Genomic DNA, 22,350 nt, shown 5'->3' with positions numbered 1-22,350 from the left:
TGAGGGGGTTCTGGTGATCACACATGACATACTCCATCATTCACATACATCAATGCAACGAACAAATTCGCATTTTTGCGCGGGATCATGAGTGGAGTCCCTTCCGTCCTACTTATGGCAGAGCATACCTAATCCCAACCAGAGAAGCAAGGCTCCAAGCATAAGCAAGAACAAGAAATAGGAATATTGGTATAACAACAGGGACAAGAACAGGTAGAGGTATGCTTCATGTATCGGGGTATATTTTTCTAATTCATAGTTAGCTTGTAAGTTCGCCTTGAGATAACGAGGAGTGGCGTGGTGTGCGGGCCGGAACCCGCACACCACGCCACTCCTCGTTACTTCTGAGCGCAAAGCTGCTGCTAGCTATTCAGGGCCACATCATCAACGTAGAAGCTGGTTGGGTTCTTTGACCCATTGGTCGCGACAAAGGCAACCTGAATGGTCTGCCCCTTGTAGGCGCTGACGTTGTAGGATGCGCTTACCCATTGCTGGGCGGTGCTGCCATCGCTTATGGTTTGCAGTGTAGTCAGCACACTTCCACTACTGCTACGAATCTGCACCTTAAGAAAATCATAGGAATGCGTCGTCTCAGTAGTCGTCACATACCAGTAATAGCTCAAGGCTGCTGCGGTACTTGTCGAGGGAATAGTCACGCTCTGGTAGATACTATCCTGGCAGTTATTGTACCCACAGAGGTAGGCTTCAGAGCTTCCCGTATGGGGATTAGACGAGTCCACGATTTCATACCCACCACTGGAACTCTCCACCCAGGGCGAGCTTCCCTGCTCAAAGCCACCATTCACGATCATATTACCCGTCGCTGGCGTAGAAGTCGGTGTTGGCGTATTTGTGGGCGTAGAGATTGGAGTTGATGTACGCGTGGGAGTGGGCGTTGGATTCCCCGCTGACCCACCAGCCAACCATTCCGTTCCGTTCGGAAACAGGATTGCGTCCTGGGCGGCGCTATCATCCCACCCATCGTAACAGGTATTTCCAGAAGCGCAGGTACCATCATCAATGGCCGAGCTATCGCCCTGGGCCAGCACACGCCCGGAGCCATAGGTACTACCAGCCACAAAGACACCTGTTGTACCCGTATTAGAGACGCTATTCCGATAGATAATTCCATGCGCATTTGGGTTATCGGTACGTGAGATGGTCTCAGTGGTACCATTACGAATAATGCTGCCATGAGCCGTCCCGAATGGTCCACTGAGGACAGGGTCCCCATTGAGAGTGTCATTGCTGGGGTTCTCATTGGCTATATTTACCGCATCGAACTGAATGCCAAAGACATCGTTGCCAACGCCATTGTTATTCATCAGGTCATTCAAGATTTGTAGCGAGTCATGACCATCATTGTTGCGGTCGCTACCAGTGTGATCGGCGATCATAAACAAGCCACCACCATTATGGACAAAGTTCAAGATGGCCGTCTTCTCGCTACTGGTGAAGAGTGTGTTAGGCTCAGGCAGCACCAGGACCTGAAAGTGACTAAGATCCAGGGCATTGCCACTGTTACCATAGGTCAAGGCACTGGTATTCGTCTTCAAGCTATAGCGCCCTGTTTTCTGCAAGGTCACGCCCCAGGCACTAATGCCACCCGTCCAATCGCTCTCAACCTGGGGATTTGCATTCTGCGCCAGGGGATCAGGCTGGCTGGTGCTGATAACCCAGTCGGCATTCCCTGCCGTCTCAGCGTGGGCATTATCAAAAAGGACATTATACGTAGTCTGGGCGCGTGCTGACTGCGAGTGGAGATAGAAAACAGCGACCAGGCCACTCACCACAAATAGCAACACACAGGCAAAACGAAAAACAAAACGCATCCTTGCCATGGCTCATTCCTTTACTAGCACCCTTACCGGTGCAGCTGACAAATGATGGAGATTTGTAGGGGCCATGCTGGCATGGCCTCCTTATAACAGATACCTCTTAAAGAATATAACATGTAATATTGGATAATTCTGTTAAGAAAACTTAAAGCGCAGATAAAAATTTGCTGAAAGAGGCTCTACCTCCCCTTCTGAGCGAAACCGTTCCTGGGAGTCCGTACGTATTCTAACCAGGAATTGTGAATTCGAATATACTCGCAAAAACACTCGAGAGAGATGATATTAGGAGGAAATAAATCATGGTAGTCGCAACAGTTCTCGCAGCTTCACTCAATCCCGGTGGCATTATTGCCTGGCTCGTCGTTGGCCTGATCGCGGGCTTCCTGGCAGGTCGTGTCATGAGTGGCGGTGGCTATGGCATCGTTGGTGATATCGTTGTGGGTATCATTGGTGCCTTCCTCGGTGGCCTGGTCTCCAACTTGCTGATTCCTGACGCCAACTTCGGTTTCTGGGGCAGCATCGTTGTTTCCTTCATCGGTGCCTGTATCCTGATCGCTATCCTGCGCGCAGTCACGGGTGGACGCCGCGCCCTCTAGAGGCGAACATACATAAGCAAACCTACAACAGGCAGATATCCTGAAGGGTATCTGCCTGTTGTTATTTCGTTTTCCACAAACGCTATTGCTAAATCACATACCAATACTGCACACCAGCTTCCCTAAAAAAAGGATCGAGCCGACGCGCTAATTCAGCCAGGTTATGGCTTGGCACCTGCGGATAGAGATGATGCTCCAGGTGATACGTCAGCTCTAAAAAAAGTAACGGAATGATCCTGCCTCTTAAGGTGTGTGTTTGCGTCAGCGGCGTCTCTCCATAATCCTTGTGGGGTAGATAGACCGTTAAGAGCGGATAGACCCAACTTCCAACCAGGGCAAAGAAAGCATAGAGTAGAACGGCGGGTAGAGTATTCCACAAAAGGAGACCAACAATGACAACGACAAAGGGGACAAGAGCTTCCAGTATCAGCCACATCCGCTGCCCAAATCGCTGCTGATTGCGCTGAAAAGCCCACCACCAGAGCCTGTAGAGAAATACAGGACCATAAAATAGCGCACCTAAGAGGCTTAAATGCGCGGGATAACCTTCAGGATCTTGATCTTCTTCAGATGGAAAATACTTATGATGCTGGACATGCGTCGTCCGATAGGCATGCCCGCTTTCCATGAGCACCATTCCCATGAAAAAAAGCGCATATTCTGTCTGATGCTGGCTAAGACCAAGTGATCGATGAACGACATCATGTGTCACGGTCACAACTGCAACGAAAATAAGGAAAACAAGAAAAGGATAGAGCCACCATAAGTTAAAATAGGCAGCAACAGCGTAGCAAAATAACCCGATAAATGGTCGTGCCAGGGTGAGTAAACGTTGTCTGCGTGTGGTGACGAGAAGATCTGCACCTAGTTCCTCAAGCCGAGGAACAGCTCTTTGAGGCGTTTCAAGATCGTGCATATTCAGCACCTCCTTGCAGAAATGAAGCCAAAAACCAGCGGGGCCTTTGCAAGTAGCGAGCGCTCTCCGCTACCTGCTCAGCCACAATTTTGCTTCCAAGCACACATGCGACTGTTCCCAGGCCAGGCCAGGTCGTATCACCAGCCAGCCAGAAACCAGGCACACCTGAAGAATAAGGAATAGCGCGCTGATTCGCGTTATAAAGCGTCAGACGGAACCCTCCAACGGCACCGCGAGGACGAAAAGTAAAAAACTGGTAGGAGCGTGGAGTTGCCACCTCATACACGCTTGCTTGCTCAGCCAGGTGAGGATATACGCGCCGCGCAAGGGAGATAAGGTGGTCGCCAGAAGTTCGCTTTTGGGCCTGGTATGCTGAAGCAGATAGCGCTTCCCAGGGTTCCAATGAACAATGTGTAGAGAGCATGACGCTGCGATAACCCGTAGGCGCGCTTTCAGTATCCCCTGGAGCAGAGACAGAGATAAACATATTGTTGCCATCACCCAGCGGGCTATTATATGTCTGAAGCAATTGGTGGTGCCTAAAATCTTGCTCACAAACCTCTTGTTCTGGCACACCGAGAAAGACACACAGCGCGCCCCCTAAAGCATTAGCATTTCGGCTTAAGTATGGGCTTAGCGTCCGCGCGACCTGAGTTGGTGCGATACAGGAGGTCAATGATGCTGGAAGAGTACTTACAACTTGAGCAGCCTGAAATTCCCCTCGCCGCGTCCGTATATAAAATTTTCCCCGCTCACCTGTAATCTGTTCCACTCGACAACCAACACGCAGTTCTCCGCCCAAAGTTTGATAGTGAGTTGTTAGCGCTTGCCAGAAACCACGCATCCCTCCTCTCGCACGTGTAAGACCGGCACCACGAATAGAAATTCCCAATGCGGCGTTGATAAGGGGCGCCTCCCTCACGCTGCTATGTACCGTATCTTCAATGAGCATAGCGAGTAAGCCAGTTAATGCGCGGTCCTGGTGCAGGCCAAAGGCCTGCAAGGCATCCTCCACTGTCCAGTTCAGGTAGCGAATAAGAGGGAGGTGCATTGCTCCCAGGGCGCGCATATCACGAACCGCATCTCTTATACTTTGAATTGGTAATTTAACGCCCCGACGGCTAGCCTGCCAGAAGGCCGCTGCAAGCCTATCAATAAACATCCAGAACGCGTGGTGTGCTGGTGTACAACCCAAAGTGTTAAGTCGTTCTTCATTCCATAAAGCCGGATCACGGTGCAGCGTCACCGTTCGGTCTGGAAGCCAGGCCAGATACCCAGGAAGTTGCTCCCATTCTATCGGAGGCATAGCAATGCTAGAGAGCCACTCGCCGCCAACACCACTGGGGCCAAAATCAACCAGTGTCGTTGCTCCTACGTCAAAGGAAAAGCCACGACGTCGGTAAAAACCAGCACATCCCCCTGGCTGCCCATGCGCCTCAAAAAGTTGCGTTGCAAAGCCCAGTTTTTGCAAACGCGTCGCAATTGCTATACCTGCAATTCCAGCACCAATAATGGCTACATCCTTCATATATTGCGACCTACCTATCTCAAAGTATTTCTCTTTGAAAGAATAGAACGCATTTACAGGTACTGACAGTGTGATAGCTCATGAATATATATGTGACTCTATGCCCTATGTCACAGCATTGTCGGCACTATCGTCTATCAGTGAGTAAGCATGTCAGAAGGAGGTCTGTACTAGACTAAGTCAGACGCCCCACGTCTAAAGGCCTGACACTTACACACAACTATTAGATCTGGAGGAAAACGTGGAAGCGATGCGCGGCACATGCCTCCAGGCAATGAAAGCCTCAAATTATACGTCCAATACTTTTGGTAATTATATATATAGGAGGATAAATTTCCAAGCACAAAGTGTTGTCCAGAAAAGATAGTGAAGAACTCAATTAGGATTCACGATTTTCTGTGATCACACAATTGTATATTCTCTCCCAAGGTGAGCTTAACGCTATCCGTTAAGCTCACTATGATAACAAACTCGCCCCTTATGCCTGGGATATTAATCAATCTTGCCAAAACACAAAAAAGCCAGTTAGGCGCTTGTGCTTAACTGGCTTCTAAACAAAAATGGGCCCAGCTGGGATCGAAACAGCGACCTATGAGTTGAGGCAAAGATTTTATTCCTCGTCAGGCACCATTTCCACAAGCTCACCCACTTCCACTTCCAAAACCCTGGCTATTTTAGCCAGGGTGCTATATGCTACGTCGCGGTAGGGATCATGATAGATACCACTCATGGTGCGTGAGTTGACATCAGCAGCACGTTGCAATTTTGACTGAGTCCATCCCTTAGCTTCTGCGACTTCTCTTATCTTTAAACGTTGCCTCATTGTTACCCTTCCAAGTGATGTTTAAGCCAGTCTACCATAGACTTGACATTAATGTAAACGCATGTTACGCTATTACTAATAACTTTTATTAATTAAAAGCATAATATACACTAGATAAAGAAGCAATAAAAAGCTAGCTTACCCTAGCACGATAAGCTAGCAAGTAAGAACACCAGCAACCATTGATATCCTGAAGCATCATGCGCAGCAAGGCTTTTTTGATGGTCGGTATTGAAGGAGAAACAAATGGATTTGCAAGGAAGAGATAAGCGTACTACAAATAGCATAGGCAACATCAGTGAAGCTGCGATTATTACTCGGTTCTTACAGCTCGGCTACGTCGTGCTCATCCCTAATGGGAGAAAACAGCGATATGATCTGGTCATTGAGGATGGTGAGGGGCAATTCTGGCGGGTGCAATGTAAAACGGCGCGGATACAAGATAATGGAACAGTAATTGCATTCGATACAGCAAATCATAATATGGCTTTGAAAGTTAAGCGTATGCGGCATTATCGAGAACAATGTGACTTTTTTGCTGTTTATTGTGAGGAACTTAACAAAATCTACCTTTTAGCAGTAGATCAGGTTGGCACAACTAGAGCAAATCTTCGATTGGTTCCTGCAAAGAACAATCAGGAAAAATATGTACGGTGGGCAAAAGATTACGAGATGTAAAAGGAGATGCATATGGGACTACTCGGCAGAGGTAAAAAAGATACAAATACTGCAGGGGATATCAGCGAGGCAGCAATTATCACCCGGTTTCTACAACTCGGCTACGTAGTGCTCACCCCTTATGGTGGCAACCACCGATACGATCTGGTTATTGAGGATGCCGAGAGAAGATTTTGGTGCATACAATGCAAGACAGCTAGAATAAGCAATGATGCAGTTATCAAATTTGACACAGCAAATCATAACGTAACAGGAGAGAAAAGAGAAAGTCGTCATTATCGTGGAGAATGCGATTATTTTGCTGTCTATAGTCCAGAGCTTAATAAAGTCTATTTAGTTCCTATTGATGAAGTCAGTACAACAAGAGCAAACCTTCGTTTGACGCCACCAAGAAACAAGAATCAACACGGATATAGAATGGCAAAAGATTATGAATTGTAGATGGGCCCAGCTGGGATCGAACCAGCGACCTACCAGTTATGAGCCGGCAGCTCTAACCGCTGAGCTATGGGCCCGGTTGCAAAACGTAGTATAGCATATCTCACGCCTCTTGAAAAGGGGTAAATAAGCCAATCAAACGGTTTTTCCGCCTTCTTCACAAGTTGCGCTGGCACACAAACAAACTCTACATTTTTGCTCATATCTCAACTTTGGGTTGGATTTGGACTCCGCGGCGCTCCTGGACAGGAGGAGTATAGGAGTGAGGTGTAACATGTGGCTGCGCTTTACGTCTAGCTGTCTTTCCCCCATCCGATAAGCCTGGGAAGCCAATTTACAAGAAAGGATGGTCTCTATATGTTTCCGTATAAACTCATCCTTTCTGGATGGCAAAGGACCTAAAGTGTGCTATAATAGCATCAGTCGTAAGTGTGTTTTGTACAATCACTCTACGACTGGCGTATGTTTGTGAATTGTCGAGAATGCACAAGAACAGACAGGAAACACATATTGAAAGTTTGCGGGCTGCTTCGCTTCACTGCTGCTTGAGGGTTGATGGAAGCAACAGTACCCTTTTTGCTCAGTATGTATGTCTATATAAATAGCGAAAACGCCTCTTGTGGCCACTCTCCCCCATCAGGCGACAGCCTCCACTTTCCCGTATTTACTGTGTCTAAAGCACTATGACAATACACCCAATTATTGCCGCGCTACCTACATTCCGGGTGCGGTTCCACGTTTTGCTGAGGAGAAATCAGTGAAGAACGAAGTTACCATCCGAATAGGCGGCGAGTCGGGCGAGGGTACCATTTCAGGCGGTGATATTCTCGCGCTGGCAGCTGCCCGCTGGGGATATCACGTCTACACATTTCGGACCTTCCCTGCCGAGATTCTCGGCGGCCCGTGTATGTTCCAGGTTCGCATTAGCGACCAGCCCGTAAAATCTATGGGGGACTACGCGGACGTACTCATCTGCCTAAATAAGGAGGCGTTCGATCGCAACGTCAGCGATCTACGACATGGCGGCGTCCTGATTTATGATCCGTCCGACTTTACTCCTGAAACCGGCGACTTTATCACGTATGCTATTCCCTTTAACGAGATCGCGCGTAAAGAGGTACAGCTCTTCCAGACCAAAAATATGGTCATGCTTGGCGCCATCACTGGGCTCTTCGGCCCGCCCATAGAGGCCATTACCCAGGTTGTGCAATCCAAGCTCTCCAAGTCACGCAAGGCTAACGCCACGCTGATGGAGAAGAATATGCTGGCCCTTGAGGTCGCCCGCAATTATGTCGTTGAAAAATTATCCAAACATGATCCCTACGTTCTCGGTCCCGTGGAGAAGGCAGATCGCGTTGTGCTCAATGGCAACCAGGCAGTCGTAGCAGGTGCCCTGGCCGCGCAATGCCGCTTCTTCGCTGGCTATCCCATTACGCCTGCGAGCGACATCATGGAAGGTCTGGCCAAGGAACTCCCCAACGTCGGTGGCACGTTCCTCCAGGCTGAAGATGAGATGGCGGCCCTGGCCGCGGTCCTGGGCGCTTCATTCGGTGGCAAGCGAGCGATGACGGCGACTTCTGGCCCCGGCTTCTCGCTGATGACGGAGCTGATTGGCCTTTCATCTATGGCTGAATTGCCCGCCGTCATTGTCGATGCCCAGCGTGCTGGCCCCAGCACGGGTATGCCTACCAAAATGGAGCAGTCCGATCTGAGCTTCGCGCTCTACGCCGGGCACGGCGATACGCCGCGTATGATCGTGGCGCCAGCCAATGTGGCCGATTGTTACGAGCTGATACAACTCGCGTTCAATATGGCCGAGCGCTATCAGATGCCAGTCCTCTTCCTGACCGATCAATCACTCACCGCGCGTGTAGAGAGCGTTGATCGCCACATCTTTAAGCAGGGCGAGGTCCAGGCACGCCTGCAACCCGAGCCAGTAGCTAGCGATGAGAAAGAGGCAGTTGGCGCCGGCGCAACAGCGGCACACGACTATGCACGCTTTGCGTATACCGCTAGCGGCATCTCGCCCATGACCAGTCCGGGAGCCGGTGCAACTCCCTATGTGGCGACAGGTCTTGAGCATAATGAGTACGGGCATCCCGACTACGAGCCAGAAGACCATATCGCGATGATGGAAAAGCGCTTCCGCAAGCTGTATACGGCTGCCGAGGAGCTTCCACAGCCCCAGCGCTATGGCGATGCCGAGGCCACCATCGGGCTTATCGGCTGGGGATCGACCGAGGGAACCATTCAAGAGGCAATTGACCGCGCCCGCGAAAAGGGATACAAGGTAGCCGCACTCCACTTGAAGATTCTCTCACCATTGCCTGATCGCAAGATTCAAGAGTTTATCCATTCGGTGCAAAAGGTTATCGTCCCTGAATGCAACTACTCAGGTCAGTTAGCTAACCTGCTGGGCGCGAAATATGGATTGCAAGCGATCCGTGTGAATAAGTATGGCGGCATTCCGTTCACAGCGGGCGAGATTCTCCGGGCTATTGAGGAGGTCAGTTAATCCGATGACGCAGACAATCATCAATCCAACCCCTAAAGACTATAAAAGCGAAGTAAAGCCTACCTGGTGCCCTGGTTGCGGTGACTTTGGTGTACTCAACGCAACCTTGCGCGGTCTCTCTGGGATGAAACTCGCACCCGATCAGACGGTCGTGGTCTCGGGTATTGGCTGTTCAAGCCGCTTCCCGCACTTTATGAAGACCTTTGGCTTCCATAGTGTGCATGGTCGCGCCCTTCCTGTCGCCCAGGGACTCAAGATGTCACGCCCGGATCTCAACGTTGTGGCCGTGGGCGGCGATGGTGACTTCTTCAGCATTGGGGCAGGCCACCTGGTACATGCCGCTCTGCGCAATATCGATATCACGGTCGTCGTGATGGATAACGAGATCTATGGCCTGACCAAGGGTCAGACCTCACCCACCTCGCCTCATGGGCATGTGACCAAGTCCACGCCCTATGGCTTGATGGCCTCCCAATTCAATCCAATTGCGACCGCGCTCTCACTCAACGTCAGTTTCGTTGCCCGTGGCTATTCGGCCAAACCGAAGGATCTGGCGGCACTCATCGAGCAGGGAATCCAGCATAAAGGCTTCTCCTTTATTCACGCGCTAAGCCCCTGCCCAACCTTCTATCACACATTTGACGCCTGGGATGCCTCGGTCACGCCCATCTCGCCTGAGCATGACATTGCTGACCGTGGCCAGGCCATGACCCTGGCGCTCAATACGGAGAAGCAGTTTACCGGTGTCTTCTTCCGCCAAGAGCGTGAGACGATGGACCAGGCCGCGCAAAAGCTGGCCGAACGCGCCAAGTCCTTTGATATCGAACAGTATATTCAGCGCTACGCGTAAACATCCATTTGACCAACGAGAAAGAGGGTATGCCCAGAATTGGGCATACCCTCTTTCTCGTTGGTCTCTCTTGTCTGCGTTCCAGCCTGAAGCCGGTTGTCCCCTGGACGATTATACGAGTATGATGGGTAGCGGGCCCGCTCGGATAGGTACAGGTCGGTAACACGAAGCGCGAACGTTTGCATAGTAAAAATTGAGAGTGGAAGAGGAGTTAAAACAGCTCGTAACCAGAAACATTTGTCATTGCAGCAACATTAATCGAATTCACCACAGCCTGGGAAAACTTCTCGCCACAAGCGCGGCAGAAGAGGCCGCCTTCGTTGTGATAGGTTCCTCCAATTGCGGTCAACTGGCGCTCTGCGGGCTTTCCACACCACTCACAGGCGCTGCCACGGGGGGCAAAGTCAACAGAAACTGGTCGGCGAAACTCATTGCTCGTCATGAGGGTATCCTCCTATCCTGTGCTGATCAGGTAATTTACATCGCTTAAGAGGGTTACAGCACACTGGGGGAATCTGTATCTAGTGGTCAGTAGCTCTATGAGCAGCCACGACGATACTGCATCCACGAGTTCGCGCATCATCGCTTTAGAGCCACGCTGCTCCGGCTTCAGGTCAAATGGTAGATAACGCAGGGGTATACGGTGTTACCTAGTAAATCAACTATACCATACTTTTCTCCAAAGTACTAGCCTTTGGGCACAGTTTCGTCATATTCATTCTTGGGGAGGGGAAGCATCGGCCTGCGAAGGTGCCGTCTCTTCCTCAAGTGCCGGGAAGCGGCTCGACATGCGGTCTCCGATGACCCATCCAATCACGCCTAGCACCACGATAAAAATGAGCCAGCTCCAGAGGATAACACTTAAATTTATGTTGAAGACAGCGGCCATAACACCCGCCAGAATAATGCCTACGGTTAAGCCTGTGGTAACGCCAATCAAGCAGCCCGGGTGTTTCAGGTTACGCCCACGAAGTTTGTTCATCATAATTGTGCAATACACCTTTAGAGAAAATATTGTTTGCTTTGATTGTTTGCTTTGTATACCGATGATAGCGTTTACAGCTCTCATCGTCAAGAGATTGCATCTTTTCTGCCTATTCCATACAATGAAGAGGAAGATCCCAGAAGAACCTGTATATTGTAGAGTAATCTCGAACAAAACATCAAGGGAGATGCACCATATGAAAGCATCGGTTTTTCACGAGCATGGTGACACACGGGTATTGTGCGTTGAGGACCTACCCCAGCCCACGCCAGGCCCTACCGAGGTTGTCCTCAAAGTTCATGCCTGTGGTATCAATCGCCTGGATATTTATTCACGTACCGGTCGCACAAAAATAGCGCCTATGCCGCATATCTCTGGCTCTGAGGTCGCGGGCGAGATCGTCGCGGTGGGTGATACAATACGTGGTCTGACTGTCGGACAGGCGGTCGCGGTAGCCCCCTATCTTTTCTGCGGTCAGTGCGAATTTTGCCGTTCAGGTGAGGAAGCCATCTGCCTCAAAGGGGATATTGTTGGCCTGGGCAGCCAGGGTGGCTACGCCGAGTATATGCTCGCGCCAGCCTCCAGCATCGTACCTCTTCCAGAAGGCGTCGATGCTGTGTCCGCCGCGGCTGTTGGCCTGGCGGCAATTACGGCCTGGCATATGTTGACGAAGAAAGCACCCCTCCAGCCGGGCCAGGATATCCTGATTCAAGCTGGTGGCAGTGGGGTTGGTAGCGCGGCCATCCAGATCGCCAAGCTGGCCGGGGCACGTGTAATTACGACAGTCGGAAACGAGGAGAAACGCGCGAAGGCGCTTGAGCTTGGCGCCGACGACGTCATTAATTACCGCGAACACGACTTCTTTCAAGAGGTTCGTCGCCTGACCAATAAGCGAGGCGTAGATGTCGTCTTTGAGCATATTGGACCAGAAACCTGGGAGAAGAGCGTCGCGTGCCTCGCGCGTGGGGGTCGCCTGGTCACCTGTGGCGCCACAACTGGTAACGAGAGCAAAGTCAATATCTGGAACCTCTTCGCCAAAGAACAAACGCTGCTTGGTTCGTATGGAGGCACGCGCCAGGACCTGGCAGATGTCCTCAAGCTGGTCGCGCGGCTCAAGTTCCTGCCGGTGGTGGATAGCACCTATCCGCTTGAGCATGTTGGCGAGGCACAGCAGCGCCTAGAACGCCGCGAGAGCTTTGGCAAATTGATTGTGACCCCATCTGTATAATGAAACTGTCGAGGTATCGTTCAGGTACCGGGCGGTATTTCGTTTATGACTATCGCAGATCTTATTCCGAAAACCAACGCCACTACTGTGGCTAGTGCTTCGCACTCAGGTTTTCGTAGAAGAAGACACCAGTAAACGAAAGGATGACAGTTTTCATGGCAACAGTTGTGAAAGAGTCGCGCCCATCTTCCAACCATCACAAGGTTGAGGTTATTGATGTTCCCGAGCAGTCATCAAGTCGCAGAGGATGGACGATCAGCCTGATCGTTACAGGTATCCTCGCTGTAATCGGTACTACGACCTTTTTTGTGTGGCGCCGCCTCTCCGCTGACGAGGAATAACCTCAAAGGGGATAACGCGCTAACCTATTTTTGAGAGGCCTTGCTCAGGTGCCTTTCAAAGCAAGAGAGAATGGCTGGTTCAGGCATACACTGAATCAGCCATTCTCTCTTGCTTATCAGCCTCTCTTCTTTTCAGCCCCATTTCAGCAAGATCAGGTAATCATATAATGATAGAGAATATACAACCTGATAGAAGCGAGCAGCAAAGTGATGCAACCGCCAACATTCACAAATGCGCACATCCTGATCGTTGATGATGAGACGCGTGTGACCAGCGCCCTACGGCGCAGCCTGGCCTATGAAGGCTACCAGGTATCGAGCGCCAGCAATGGGGAGACCGCCCTTGAGCTAGCACGCACCAGGCGACCAGACGTGGTTATTCTCGATATCATGCTGCCAGACATAAATGGGCTAGAAGTCTGCCGTTGTCTCCATCAAACTCAGGCAACGCCCGCGATTCTCATGCTGACTGCCCGTGACACAGTCGCAGATCGCGTCAGGGGACTGGAGATGGGGGCCGACGATTACCTGGTCAAACCCTTTGCCCTGGAAGAACTGCTTGCCCGCGTTAAGGCCCTCCTACGCCGCAAACAGCCTACAAAGGTCCATGGAGAGCTTCTCTGCTTCGCAGATCTAGAGCTTGATACCGCGACACGCCAGGCACGTCGTGGTCAACGCATGATTGACCTGAGCACAACAGAATACGAATTACTGACGCTCTTTTTGCGCAATCCACGCGTAGTCCTCACACGCGGCCTGCTCATGGAGCGTATCTGGGGCAACGACTTTGAGGGCAGCCCTAATGTGCTGGAGGTCTACATCGGACACTTGCGCAACAAACTGGAGCGCGAGGGCGAACAACGCCTGCTCCAAACCATACGCGGCACAGGCTATGTCCTGCGCTTACCTGACTAATACATTCAGCACATGTGGAGAAAGATCAGTATGTCCGCACTCTCTCAGCAAACCATTGCTCCCAGGGACGATAGTAGAACCCGGCGAGGGCTATATATCCCTCTGCATCTACGGCTCGCCTGCTTTTATACACTTCTCCTTATTGGGATCTTTGCCTTCTTTGGTATCTATGTATATCAGCAAGCTCGCCAGCAAGCCTATCAAGAATTGGACAATGCCCTCAGTACGCGTGCGGCCAGTATCCAACTTGGCAAGGACCTCTCGCCCTCATATATGAGTAGCGAGGGCACGAAATATCCCCTGCTCTTACCCGGCGACAATGGCATAGGTATCGGTGGTATCTCCATTGAGATCCTCAGCACAAAGCTCCAATTGTTAGCCACCACGACGGGCGCACTGGAAGGCGGCACAACCATCAGCCACCAGTCTGCGCCCGCTCCCTGGGATGAGAAGGCCGCACAGACCGCGCTTCGCGGACACGGATGCCACGAGAGCGCCGTCGCCAGCGCGTGCCTCTTTAGCACTATCACCTACAAAGGGTGGGCTATTCGCGTATACACACTGTTTAATGGTAATCCTTACCCCACGCCCCATATCATCCAGACCGCACGTAGCACCGATGATATAGAGCAATCTCTGGCCCACTTACGCCAACTCATTCTTGAGGTAGCGCTCCTGGCCTTATTGCTCGCACTTATTGGAGGATGGCTTATCGCACGCGGAGTCTTGGGCGCCGTTCATCGCTTGACGCTGGCAGCGCAAACGATTAGCACCTCAAGCGACTTCAGTAAGCGTGTCTACCTTCCAAATGCCCCCTGGCGAACGCGTGATGAACTGAGTGTACTCAGCGAGACATTTAATCAGATGCTTACTAATCTCGAAGAGGCTTACCTGCGCCAGCAGCGCTTTGTGGCAGACGCCTCACATGAGTTACGCGCTCCCATTACCTCGATCCGCTGCAATCTCGACTTGCTCAATAAAGCCCCCGACCTGCCAGGCGAAGAGATAAGCGCAGCTCTCACCGACACCCAGGCCGAGGCCGAACGGCTCGGACGCCTGGTTAATGACCTGTTGACCCTGGCACACGCCGATAGCACGCAGCAACTGCTACGTGAAGCTCCCCTCACGCTTTATCATACACGTATCGACCTGGATAGTCTCCTGCTGGATACCCTCCGCCTCTTTCGCCATCGAAGCGAGCAGACATCCATATATCCACGCCTGCTTCTTCAGCATACGGAACCAGTGCAAATCTATGGGGATGCCGACCAGCTCAAGCAGGTCCTGGTAGCCCTGGTGGATAATGCCTTCAAATACACACCCCCAGAAGGCACCATCACGCTCTCACTGCGCAGCCAAGAACACAGGCAAGCCTGCATCGTTATTAGCGATACCGGCATAGGCATTCCAGCTGAGGATCTTCCGCACGTCTTTGAGCGCTTCTACCGGGCAGATCCAGCCCGCTCGCGTGATCGTGGCGGTAGCGGCCTGGGACTCGCAATTGTGAAACGTATCGTTGAGAACCATCGAGGCAACATCCAAGTAGAGAGCACACCAGGCGCCGGCAGCAACTTTAAGCTCTGCTTTCCCTCAGCAGCGGAGAAGGCGTGATTAGCTTTGTAGGGTCCAAGCTGGCTTGGACTCATCCGCTAGAGGTAACACTCAACTAGCGAGCATAAGTCCAAGCCAGCTTGGACCCTACAACTTACTGGATGTACCTCCATCCCGCGCCTGAATTTGCGTAGATCTCCGAAAGCATGCTATCATCACATTTAAACCAGTACGTTTCCTGATGGAAAAATGCCAGTGTCATAACACACACAGGGAGGTGAGAGTATCGGTACATTTACGCTACCTTCAGACGACAATGTAAAGATTCAACTGCACGTTCCACGAGCAGATAAGAAGCAGCTTGAGAAGCTTCCCTGGCACGCTCAGCTCGAAGAATGGGAGCAACTTGGCGTCCCCCTTCTGGTCATTCGTCGCGGTGCATCGCGCCATCCGGTGGTCTTCGTTGAGAGCGAGGGCGCGCGCTACGCGATCAAGGAGACGACGCCACACATGGCCGAGCGCGAGATTCGCAACTTGCGCGAGATCGAGCGGCGCGGTATTCCTGCACTCAGTCCCATCGGCACTGCGCACGTGTCGGCTCCTCCCATTCCGATAGAGGTACCCGGCGTCCCTGGTATGCGGCAATATATCAATAACGACCGTGGCTATACCATCACGCGCCTCGCTCCACGCGTTATTCCTCATGTCCTGCTCTATCGCCTCCCATTGAAGAAACGCTCCAAGCACAGCCTGCTCTCGGCAGTAGCGGTCTTAATGGTTGAGCTACACGAGCATGGTATCTACTGGGGTGATCCCTCTCTCGCCAATGCATTGATTCGCATCGATGGGAAGCGTGTGCTGGGTATCATGGCCGATGCGGAGACAGTTGAGATCTTTCCGCAAGCCGTCAGTGAGGGGCTGCGCCAGCAGGACCTGGCCCACTTTGGCGAATCGCTGGCCTGGCAGGCCGAAGATTTACGCCAGGCGCGGGGACTGCCTGAAGAAGAACAGGTCCTTGATGATAGCGATTTTCGCTATTTTGAGCGTCGCTATCGCTGGCTCAGGCGCGAACACGCGCGCCTGGCGGATGGGCAGCACTTCGATACGCTCTTCCAGGCGCAAAAATTCCTGCACTCGCTCAACCGCTGGGGCTTCTCGCTGCTGGATATGACCGGGCGTGCAGTACAGCAGTTTACGACGGTGCTACCGGGCTGGTATCAGCGCCGCATCTATGAACTCATCCATATCTCCGTCCCCCGGCCCTACGCACGTCGCTTCTATAACCTGATCCTGGGACACCAGGCCATTCTCAGCGAACAGGTCCATCGCCCCGTCAAACTAGAGGTCGCGGCCCGCGACTGGTACCGCCGCTACCACCTGCCCACGATTCTCTTGCTGCGCCAAACCCTCACGCAAGAACAGGACCCGATGCAGGCCTACTTTGCCATCATGGATCACAAGTGGAATCTCAGCCTGAAGGCGGGACACGAAATTCCGCTTGAGGATGCAATCACCGACTGGCATATGGAGGAGGCCAATACCGGCGAGTTGGGCGCGGTCGACCCGGCAAAGATGGCGACCTGGTGGCGTGAGCGCACGCCAGTCCCAGAGGCCCTGGCTCCGCCTTCTATTGAAAGCGAAGAGCTTGAGCCACTGCTGGCGACCGCCGAGCGCCCCCTCGTTCGCCTACAACAGCCAGAGCTTGAGCAGAAACTGCCTAATATCCTGGAGGATAGCCAGAGGCCCAGGAAGATTACCACCTCTGACCTGGAACAAAACTAAGAGGTATGGTGCGCCCCTGGTAGCCTGCGGCTGCCAGGGGCGCACCATACCTCTTACCAATGAATCTGGCGTTACACGAGGGGAAGAGCTACTCCTCGCCCTCGGTCGTAGCGATCTCTTCCTCGGTCTCCTCTTCTTCGACCCCTTCGATCTCGCCACCACGGAAGGTGTTCATGTTGTTGCGGATCTGGTCATCGATAGCCTGAGCCACGTCGGTGTTCTGACGCAGGAACTCTTTGGCGTTCTCACGACCCTGGCCCAGGCGAATATCGCCTACCGTGAACCAGGCACCGCTCTTCTTCACCAGGCCCATCTCCAGACCAATATCCAGCAGGCCACCCTCGCGAGAAATACCCTCGCTGTACATGATATCGAACTCAGCGGACTTGAAGGGAGGCGCGACCTTGTTTTTGACGACGCGTACGCGAGTGCGGTTACCAACCACGTCCTGGCCCAACTTGATGGAGTCAGTACGGCGGATATCCAGGCGCACCGAGGCGTAGAACTTCAGCGCCTTACCACCGGCCGTGGTCTCTGGATTGCCGAACATGACACCGATCTTTTCACGCAACTGGTTGGTAAAGATAACCGAGCAGTTCGAGCTGCTGATCGCGCCTGTCAGTTTACGCAGGGCCTGGCTCATCAGACGCGCCTGCAAGCCTACGTGCGAATCGCCCATCTCGCCCTCGATCTCGGCGCGTGGCACCAGGGCCGCCACCGAGTCGACCACGACCACGTCGACGGCATTGCTGCGCACCAGGGAGTCGACGATCTCAAGCGCCTGCTCACCGGTATCAGGCTGAGAGATCAGCAGGCTATTGGTGTCAACACCGCAGCGTGAGGCATAGACACGGTCAAAGGCATGCTCAGCATCGATGAAGGCCGCGTATCCACCCATCTTCTGCACATTGGCGATGACGTGCTGACAAAGCGTCGTTTTACCAGACGATTCAGGGCCATAGATCTCTGTTATACGCCCACGGGGCAAGCCACCAATACCCAGCGCCAGGTCCAGGGCAACAGAGCCGGTGGATATGGCCTCAACCTGGACCTTCGCCGTATCGCCAAGCTTCATGATCGCGCCCTTGCCAAAGCGGCGCTCGATCTGCTGTAAGGCTTGCTCAATGGCTCGTTCTCTCTCAGTTGTAGCTCCGGAGCTGCTGGTGCTATTGCGGTCTACTGTGGATTTTTCTTTCTTCGTACTCATTAGCGATTTCTTCACACACAGGGTGCTAGGAGTAGAGACAGATAGGTCCATCATCCCCTTGCCCCGCGTGTTCCTCCTTTTTCAATCCTCTCAAAAGCCTGTCAAAGTCGTTGAACCGCCCCGCAACGCTCCTGGGACATCAGCGCGCAGAGGTTGGTGATCACCACATGCTTCCTCGCATTCGCCTGCCTCTCCCGACACAGAACGGCGATGATTTGGGTGACACTTATTCTATTCTCTGGTGGGGGTCAAAAACCGGAAATAGATTTCTCCCTATACGCACTATGATCTTATTCCGAAACCCAACGCCACTGGCGTGTCTAGCGCTTCCCCCATTCGGGGACAAGCGCGCTCAGGGTGTTCGGATCAGAAGTATGTACGTATGCGCTCCCAATAGTGGTCGCCAGAAATTAGAACAAGAGTACCATAACCCCAACTACCTGTCAAGCAATATCGCCTCTCCGCACAACAAACACGCTTTACACACATGAATAGCCTGAGAAAAGAAAAATGTCAGAATACAGCGATGCTGTATTCTGACGATTATTATAATTCGCGCCGTCCCTCAATGGCTCGTCCAAGCGTATCTTGATCGGCATACTCCAGGTCGCCGCCTATGGGAAGGCCGCGTGCCAGGGAGGTCATATGCAAATCGGGCAGGTTCAGCTCATTTTTGACATAGAGCTTAATAGAGCCGGCGGTATAATCTCCCTCAAAGCCTGGATTGGTAGCAAAAATGACTTCACGAATATGCTCATGATCCAGGCGTTTGAGCAATTCATCGATCCGCAGCTCTTTACGACCGATACCATTCATTGGCGAGAGCGCTCCATGCAGAACATGGTAGAGTCCCTTATACGCACCGGTCTTTTCGAGTGCCAGCACATCCAGCGGCTCCTCGACGACGCAGACCACATCCTGCTCCCGACTTGGATTACTGCAAATCGGACATGGGTCGGTCTCCGTAATATTGAAACAGCGCGAGCAGTAGACAATGCTCTCTTTGACCCGTATGATGGCCTCGGCCAGGCGCCGGGCATGGTCATTAGGGCTACGTAGAATAAAGAACGTAAGACGCTGCGCCGTTTTGACGCCTATCCCTGGCAGCTTCGCGAATTCTTCGACCAGTGCTGCAACTGGCGGGGCAATATCGCTCATAGTTCCCTTTTATTTGCAATGGCACTAGAATAGCCCGGGGATGCGCATACCTCCCGTGGCATTGTTGACGAGTTTCTGCTGAGCATCGGTCACCTTATCAAAGGCATCCTTTGCCGCGGCCTTCACCATCACCTCAAGTTCCTCGATGTCCTCAGCATTAAAAGCCTCGGGATCGATCTTGACACCCGTTACTTCATACTTGCCGCTCATCTGAATCGTGACCGCGCCACCGCCAGCAGTTCCAGTAAACTGGTTCTTCTCCAGGTCTTCCTGCATTTTCACGAGACGCTGCTGCATCTTCTGAAGTTCACGCATATTCATGACTATTGTTGCTCCTTATTTCAAATGTATGTCTTTTACTTCGGCTTTAAACATCCGCATGACCTCCCGCACCACTGGATCGCTCGAAGCCTTGTCCTTGACCACGTCCAGGCGCGAAGCACTTGAGCTTGCCAGCACATCAGCAGAAGGTTTCTCTGGTATATTCTCTCGCACCGCTTGCATTCTGGCAAGGGGGACCGCAGAGACCTGAGACATGGGTGGTCTCGTCACGGTTGTAGAGGCCACTGGCGCGGCTGGTGAGATATCGGCGATGGGAGCCACCTGGCGCACAGGCTCTGGCCGTGGTGGAACCGCTGGCACTTGCTGAATAGGGGGCATGGCTTGCAGAGGCGGTCGCATTGTCAACGGAGAGCGCTCTACATGAGCCGAGGCCGATTGCAAGCCAGCCATCAGCGTATTGAGAGTGCTACTCATGTCTCCCCCGCCATTACGACCATTTCCAGCCTGGCCACCCAGGGGAGGCAGTCCCACACCTCCAGCCTGGCCGGGGATACTAGCCCCAGGCGCGAGCGTCCGCAGGCGGCATTCCACACCCAGCTCTACCTTAAGGGCCCATTCAATCGCGCTCTGTGGCTCCTGTGACTGCAACGCTTTATAATGTACATCATAATTGGCCTGAATGACGACAATGGGGACACCATGCGCCTGCTGCACATCAACCAGGGCATAGCCATTGAGGAAGGCCGCGATACGCGCGCCATTCTTCCGCGTCTTCACACGCTTCTTAATATACTCCCATTTCTCACGCACGTCATTGATGGAGAGCGATGGCACTTCAGAGGGAGCGCCATCCGTAATCTCCTGCGGCGTAATGGGCGTCGCAGTTGTGATCTCCTGCGATCCCGCGGGCGTTTCGTCGGCACGATCCTGCTGCGAGAACGGAGCAGAGACCTCTGGCTGGGGCAGCCCCTCAGCGATCTCTGGCGGCTCTGGCTGAGCAGTCACGAACTCGGGACGCTGCATCTCAGGCTCTCGTGCGACAACAGGCGGTGTGGGCGTGAATTTATATTCAGGCTGCGGCTGGGGGGTCGCGGGTCGCGGCTGTGGCAGGCTGATTGATCCACCCATAGGCGACTGAATTGAGGTCGTGGGAGGCGCGACAGGACGCGGCTGAGGTGTAGCAGCGCGTGATTGGAGCGCGGGCGCCGCTACGGGCAACTCTGTAGAGAGCACTGACTCGCCTCCCTGCGCCCGGCGATGCAACTCAACACAGCTTAAGAACGCCAGCTCCAGGCCCAGTTGGGGTGTGCCCTGACTCTTCTGCACCAGCTCATTCTGCGCAAAAATACGCGCGCACTCAATCAGCTCTTCGAGGCGGAAGAGCCTGGCCGCTTCCCTGATTTCGTTGATCTCTTCGTCGGTGCTATCCGTGATCTCCGCGATATTAGCACCCGCACGAGTCAGCATCATCGCCCGCCAGAACTCGGCCACCTGGGAGTTCAACTGGCGCAGATCCGCGCCCGACTCCATCAATTCCGCGATCAGGTGCAGCCCTGCCGGGCTGTCGAGGTTGGCAATAGCGGAGATAATCTTCTGAATGGCACGAGGATCGGCCACACCTAGCATCGTCTGCACCTGGGTAAGCGAGATCGTATTCCCCGCGTAGGCAATTGCCTGGTCAAGCAGACTCAAGGCATCGCGCATGCCACCGGCGGCAGCGCGCGCGATCAATTCCGCCGCACCACCCTCAAGCTGCACCTGCTCCTGCTGGGCCACGCGACTCAAATGCTCAATGAGCTGGCGCATGGTGAAGCGTTTAAAATCATAGCGCTGGCAGCGCGAGAGCACGGTTGGCAGCATCTTATGCACATCAGTGGTTGCCATGACAAAAATAGCATGTGGTGGTGGCTCCTCCAACGTCTTCAAGAGTGCGTTGAAAGCTTCCACTGTGAGCATATGGGCCTCGTCGAGGATATACACCTTATACTTCCCACCCGTTGGGGGGACCATTACCTTCTCACGCAGCTCGCGGATACTGTCGATACCACGGTTGGAGGCGGCATCAATCTCGATCACATTGAATGAGTTACCAGCCGTGATTTCACGACACTGCTGACACTCATTACAGGGTTCGCCATTGTGTGGATTCAGACAGTTGATAGTCTTCGCGAGGAGGCGCGCGGTAGTGGTTTTGCCGGTGCCACGAGGACCAGTAAAGAGATACGCATGAGCGAGAGTCCCGCTCTTGAGCGCATTACGAAGGGTTTGTATAACGGCTTCTTGACCAACAACTTCAGAGAAGGTCTGCGAACGCCATTTACGGTAGAGAGACTGTGAGGCCATCTAAAAACTCCCGCCTGGACTGCTTCATGACGGGCCACGAACCGACCCCCTGTTTCCAGATTGACCGTATCTCCACGAAGCCGCGAGATACGCTATACGATAGCCTTCCGTCGTATCGAGGCGGCCAGCCAGCCATTCGAGAGCAGAAAATGTTGCAATAGACAGAGAAAACCGACTTTCGCCCGGTCCTGCCGGTCAGCGCAATCGGGTAACCCTGCGTCACCCAGAGAGGTCCACTTATCGCTGCTTCCTCACGGACCTGACGAGATTCATAGACATCTGCCGCGCAGGCCCCAATTACGCCGACCGACAGGACCCGAAGAAAATCGGCCTGTCCCATCGATCATGTTCTTTCCGTTCACGGGACGTTGCCTAT

20 protein-coding genes, 1 tRNA gene and 1 other RNA gene are annotated in these 22,350 nt (G+C 52.9%); 10 read left to right on the top strand and 12 right to left on the bottom strand.

Features of this window, described 5'->3' with window-relative positions:
* Positions 1-362: 362 nt before the first annotated feature.
* On the bottom strand, positions 363-1,841 hold the full coding sequence (locus KTE_RS23770) for an immune inhibitor A (RefSeq protein ID WP_201385316.1): 1,479 nt from the start codon (positions 1,839-1,841) through the stop codon (positions 363-365).
* 296 nt (positions 1,842-2,137) lie between these two features.
* Between KTE_RS23770 and KTE_RS23765 the strand changes: the two genes are divergently transcribed.
* Complete coding sequence (locus tag KTE_RS23765; protein ID WP_201385306.1) at positions 2,138-2,434, top strand: GlsB/YeaQ/YmgE family stress response membrane protein; 297 nt, start codon at positions 2,138-2,140, stop codon at positions 2,432-2,434.
* Positions 2,435-2,522: 88 nt separating this feature from the next.
* Here KTE_RS23765 and KTE_RS23760 read toward each other — a convergent pair whose 3' ends face one another.
* The 3 genes from KTE_RS23760 to KTE_RS23750 form a co-directional block, all read right to left on the bottom strand.
* Positions 2,523-3,350 carry a fatty acid desaturase gene (locus KTE_RS23760; protein WP_201385303.1) on the bottom strand — a complete coding sequence of 276 codons (828 nt, stop codon included), beginning with the start codon at positions 3,348-3,350 and terminating at the stop codon, positions 2,523-2,525.
* Entirely contained in the window at positions 3,337-4,878 is a 1,542-nt protein-coding gene (locus tag KTE_RS23755; RefSeq protein ID WP_201385301.1) for an NAD(P)/FAD-dependent oxidoreductase, read from the bottom strand. The genes KTE_RS23760 and KTE_RS23755 overlap by 14 nt, the downstream gene beginning before the upstream one ends.
* Positions 4,879-5,488: 610 nt before the next feature.
* Positions 5,489-5,701 carry a helix-turn-helix transcriptional regulator gene (locus tag KTE_RS23750; protein ID WP_201385299.1) on the bottom strand — a complete coding sequence of 71 codons (213 nt, stop codon included), beginning with the start codon at positions 5,699-5,701 and terminating at the stop codon, positions 5,489-5,491.
* A 246-nt stretch (positions 5,702-5,947) separates the two neighbouring features.
* Between KTE_RS23750 and KTE_RS23745 the strand changes: the two genes are divergently transcribed.
* Positions 5,948-6,379, top strand: a complete 432-nt coding sequence (locus KTE_RS23745) for a group I intron-associated PD-(D/E)XK endonuclease (RefSeq protein ID WP_201385297.1) — start codon at positions 5,948-5,950, stop codon at positions 6,377-6,379.
* Positions 6,380-6,391: 12 nt separating this feature from the next.
* Positions 6,392-6,820, top strand: a complete 429-nt coding sequence (locus KTE_RS23740; protein WP_201385294.1) for a group I intron-associated PD-(D/E)XK endonuclease — start codon at positions 6,392-6,394, stop codon at positions 6,818-6,820.
* A gap of 1 nt (position 6,821) precedes the next feature.
* Here the strand turns inward: KTE_RS23740 and KTE_RS23735 are convergent.
* Positions 6,822-6,894: transfer RNA gene (locus tag KTE_RS23735), tRNA-Ile, on the bottom strand.
* 680 nt (positions 6,895-7,574) lie between these two features.
* On the opposite strand from KTE_RS23735, the gene KTE_RS23730 reads away from it, so the two are divergent.
* Together KTE_RS23730 and KTE_RS23725 are read left to right on the top strand one after the other, a co-directional pair.
* Positions 7,575-9,332, top strand: a complete 1,758-nt coding sequence (locus tag KTE_RS23730; RefSeq protein ID WP_201385292.1) for a 2-oxoacid:acceptor oxidoreductase subunit alpha — start codon at positions 7,575-7,577, stop codon at positions 9,330-9,332.
* A 4-nt stretch (positions 9,333-9,336) separates the two neighbouring features.
* Positions 9,337-10,182, top strand: coding sequence for a 2-oxoacid:ferredoxin oxidoreductase subunit beta (locus KTE_RS23725; protein WP_201385291.1), 846 nt, complete (start codon positions 9,337-9,339; stop codon positions 10,180-10,182).
* 211 nt (positions 10,183-10,393) lie between these two features.
* On the opposite strand, the gene KTE_RS23720 is transcribed toward KTE_RS23725, so the two are convergent.
* Together KTE_RS23720 and KTE_RS23715 are read right to left on the bottom strand one after the other, a co-directional pair.
* Positions 10,394-10,624 (bottom strand): hypothetical protein, encoded by a 231-nt coding sequence (locus tag KTE_RS23720; protein ID WP_201383851.1) that lies wholly within the window; start codon positions 10,622-10,624, stop codon positions 10,394-10,396.
* A 273-nt stretch (positions 10,625-10,897) separates the two neighbouring features.
* Positions 10,898-11,167 (bottom strand): hypothetical protein, encoded by a 270-nt coding sequence (locus KTE_RS23715; RefSeq protein WP_201385289.1) that lies wholly within the window; start codon positions 11,165-11,167, stop codon positions 10,898-10,900.
* A gap of 196 nt (positions 11,168-11,363) precedes the next feature.
* Between KTE_RS23715 and KTE_RS23710 the strand changes: the two genes are divergently transcribed.
* The 5 genes from KTE_RS23710 (at position 11,364) to KTE_RS23690 (ending at position 16,984) form a co-directional block, all read left to right on the top strand.
* Positions 11,364-12,395, top strand: coding sequence for a zinc-binding dehydrogenase (locus KTE_RS23710; RefSeq protein WP_201385287.1), 1,032 nt, complete (start codon positions 11,364-11,366; stop codon positions 12,393-12,395).
* Between the two features lie 155 nt (positions 12,396-12,550).
* Positions 12,551-12,736 (top strand): hypothetical protein, encoded by a 186-nt coding sequence (locus KTE_RS23705; RefSeq protein ID WP_201383855.1) that lies wholly within the window; start codon positions 12,551-12,553, stop codon positions 12,734-12,736.
* A 210-nt stretch (positions 12,737-12,946) separates the two neighbouring features.
* Positions 12,947-13,651 (top strand): response regulator transcription factor, encoded by a 705-nt coding sequence (locus KTE_RS23700; protein ID WP_201385284.1) that lies wholly within the window; start codon positions 12,947-12,949, stop codon positions 13,649-13,651.
* A 30-nt stretch (positions 13,652-13,681) separates the two neighbouring features.
* Positions 13,682-15,262 (top strand): cell wall metabolism sensor histidine kinase WalK, encoded by a 1,581-nt coding sequence (locus KTE_RS23695; protein WP_201385282.1) that lies wholly within the window; start codon positions 13,682-13,684, stop codon positions 15,260-15,262.
* A 393-nt stretch (positions 15,263-15,655) separates the two neighbouring features.
* Positions 15,656-16,984, top strand: coding sequence for a DUF4032 domain-containing protein (locus KTE_RS23690; protein ID WP_201385280.1), 1,329 nt, complete (start codon positions 15,656-15,658; stop codon positions 16,982-16,984).
* 88 nt (positions 16,985-17,072) lie between these two features.
* Here the strand turns inward: KTE_RS23690 and recA are convergent, their stop codons facing one another.
* The 5 genes from recA to ffs form a co-directional block, all read right to left on the bottom strand.
* Entirely contained in the window at positions 17,073-18,191 is a 1,119-nt protein-coding gene (gene recA / locus KTE_RS23685; RefSeq protein ID WP_305068549.1) for a recombinase RecA, read from the bottom strand.
* A gap of 546 nt (positions 18,192-18,737) precedes the next feature.
* Complete coding sequence (recR, locus tag KTE_RS23680) at positions 18,738-19,349, bottom strand: recombination mediator RecR (protein ID WP_201385278.1); 612 nt, start codon at positions 19,347-19,349, stop codon at positions 18,738-18,740.
* A gap of 24 nt (positions 19,350-19,373) precedes the next feature.
* Complete coding sequence (locus KTE_RS23675; protein WP_201368635.1) at positions 19,374-19,670, bottom strand: YbaB/EbfC family nucleoid-associated protein; 297 nt, start codon at positions 19,668-19,670, stop codon at positions 19,374-19,376.
* A 15-nt stretch (positions 19,671-19,685) separates the two neighbouring features.
* Positions 19,686-21,974: a DNA polymerase III subunit gamma/tau gene (dnaX, locus tag KTE_RS23670; protein WP_201385276.1), complete on the bottom strand. Its 2,289-nt coding sequence runs from the start codon at positions 21,972-21,974 to the stop codon at positions 19,686-19,688.
* A 199-nt stretch (positions 21,975-22,173) separates the two neighbouring features.
* An RNA gene (gene ffs / locus KTE_RS23665) (signal recognition particle sRNA small type) lies at positions 22,174-22,273 on the bottom strand.
* Positions 22,274-22,350: the final 77 nt, after the last annotated feature.

It is taken from the genome of Ktedonobacter sp. SOSP1-85, assembly GCF_016587415.1.
Lineage (GTDB): Bacteria > Chloroflexota > Ktedonobacteria > Ktedonobacterales > Ktedonobacteraceae > Ktedonobacter.
Note: the sequence above shows the minus strand (reverse complement) of the source record. Positions and strands in the feature narration are given on the sequence as shown.